This window comes from Streptomyces sp. MnatMP-M17 (assembly GCF_900091995.1).
Taxonomy (GTDB): Bacteria; Actinomycetota; Actinomycetes; order Streptomycetales; family Streptomycetaceae; genus Streptomyces.
This window is the reverse complement of the sequence record NZ_FMDK01000907.1, coordinates 1-1891: the sequence shown is the minus strand read 5'-3', so window position 1 is coordinate 1891 and position 1891 is coordinate 1. Positions and strand designations below refer to the sequence as shown.

General features: G+C 71.9%; 2 protein-coding genes. Both read right to left on the bottom strand.

The genetic code is table 11. The features are described from left to right. Positions 1 to 68 precede the first annotated feature (68 nt). On the bottom strand, positions 69 to 1310 hold the full coding sequence (locus GA0115259_RS33215) for a M48 family metalloprotease (RefSeq protein WP_093603827.1): 1242 nt from the start codon (positions 1308 to 1310) through the stop codon (positions 69 to 71). A gap of 66 nt (positions 1311 to 1376) precedes the next feature. Beyond that, positions 1377 to 1889 carry a Pycsar system effector family protein gene (locus GA0115259_RS33210; RefSeq protein ID WP_093603825.1) on the bottom strand — a complete coding sequence of 171 codons (513 nt, stop codon included), beginning with the start codon at positions 1887 to 1889 and terminating at the stop codon, positions 1377 to 1379. Positions 1890 to 1891 lie beyond the last annotated feature (2 nt).

Sequence of the window (1891 nt, the reverse complement as noted above, 5' to 3'; positions counted from 1 at the left end):
GGAGGGCGGCCATCCGTACGGGTGGCCGCCCTCCGGCATGTCCGGGACCGTGCGTGCCCCTGCCCGGCTCAGCGGTGCTGAGGGTATGGCTGAGGCTGGAGATACGGCTGGAGGTGGTGCAGCCGGGTGTAGTGGTCCGGATGGGACGAGAGCAGCTTCGACAGGGCGCTCTCCTGTACGGGAACACCGCCGCGCCGCTCCATGGCCATGGCCTCCCGCTGCTGCTCCGCCAGATGAAGTTTGTGGAGCACGGCCGCGAGCATCGGCGCGAAGCCGAGAGCAGCCGCGTGCTGGTCGGCCCGTAGCTCGGCGCGGCGGCCGACGGCGGCCAGCGCGTACGGCATGGCGAGCACGAGCAGCGGAAGCCCGTACAGCGAGCTGATCGTGGCCTCGGCGAAGGCGCCGAAGACCAGCAGCACGATGGCGACGCCGAAGCAGGAGAAGGCGCGCGAGACGGCGAGGACGACCCGGAAGAACGCGCGCAGGAACCGCCAGGCCATCCGGCCGGGCAGCGCGTACCAGTGGCCGAGCAGCGACGACCAAGTATGGCCTCCGACATGGTGGCCGAGCTCATGGGCGAGGACCGCGGCCAGCTCTCCGTTGGGCAACTGGTGCATCGCGAACCGGGTGACACCGACGATATGACCGGCCGCCGCGACCGCGTTGAGGCTGTCGCTGTCCTCGATCCAGAGCTCGTAGGTATCCGCCTCGACACCGGCACGGGCGGTGACCTCGCGCCAGACCGGTTCGAGCACGGCCCGTTCCTGAAGCAGCGGATGGCGCAGGCCCAGCAGCCGCCGGGCGATGACGCTCTCGGTCGGCCGGTGGAAGACGAGCACGCCGCTGGCCAGCCAGATGAGGATCAGCGGGATGCCGAAGCCGCCCAGGAGCGGGGAGGGCAGGGCGACCACGAACAGGCTGCACAGGAAGTTCGGCAGATGGAGCAGCAGACTGCCGACGGCGGTGGCGTCCGCGCCGCGCTGGTGCTCGGCGATATGGACGCGGCGCTGGTCGAGGGTGAGGTGGTGAGGGTGCGTGGCCGGCGGCGTGGTGGGTGCGGCGGGCGGCGTGACGGGGACGGTGGGGACGACGGGCGGCGCGGGAGGTATCGGCGGCGGTTGCGCCGTCTGCGTCCTCTGCGGCGGTGCGGGGACCTGAGGGTAGGACGGCTCCTGCGGGGACGGGTATGCGGGCGCCTGGGGATACGCGGGGGCCTGTGGGTAGCTGGGCGCCTGCGGGTAGGGCGGCGGTGCAGGTGGCGTACCCAGGTCCGGGACCTGGGGGTAGACGGGTTCCGGCGGTTGTGTCATCGGTCGGTCCTCGTAGTGAGCGGTGAGCGGTGTACGGAGAGCGGGTGGTGGTGGGGAACCGGTCGGTCAGCCGATCAGCAGCGAGCCCGGGATCAGCAACGCGCCCGAGCAGAAGGCGATCAGGCCGATCCGGATCCACCGGTGCTTGCGTGCCGCGATCCGGCTGGTCTCGGTCAGGGCCGTCACCAGCGCGGCGGCCGAGGTGCGTTCGGTCTCGATGAGCGCCGTCTCCAGCCGGCCGCTCCGCGCGGCCTGGTGGATGTCGCCGAAGTACGAGAGAGGCTGCCCGGGCGCCCAGCCTCTGGTGCGGTAGCGCGGCAGCACCGCCATCAGCAGGGCGAACAGCGCGAGGACGAGGGCCAGCGTCCCGGTCCACCAGGCGGTCGTGCCGGGCGCGGAGAGAGTGTCCGGAGTCCAGACACCGCCCGCCAGCAGTCCGCTGAACACGCCCGCGGTCACGCCCAGGGCGGCCACCAGCACGGACGCCTTGCTGTCGGCGCGCGCGATCTCGACCCGTAACTCGGTGAGCAGCCGCTCGGCGAGCGGCTTCGCGGGAGTCAGAGGCGAGGTGTCGGTCATAC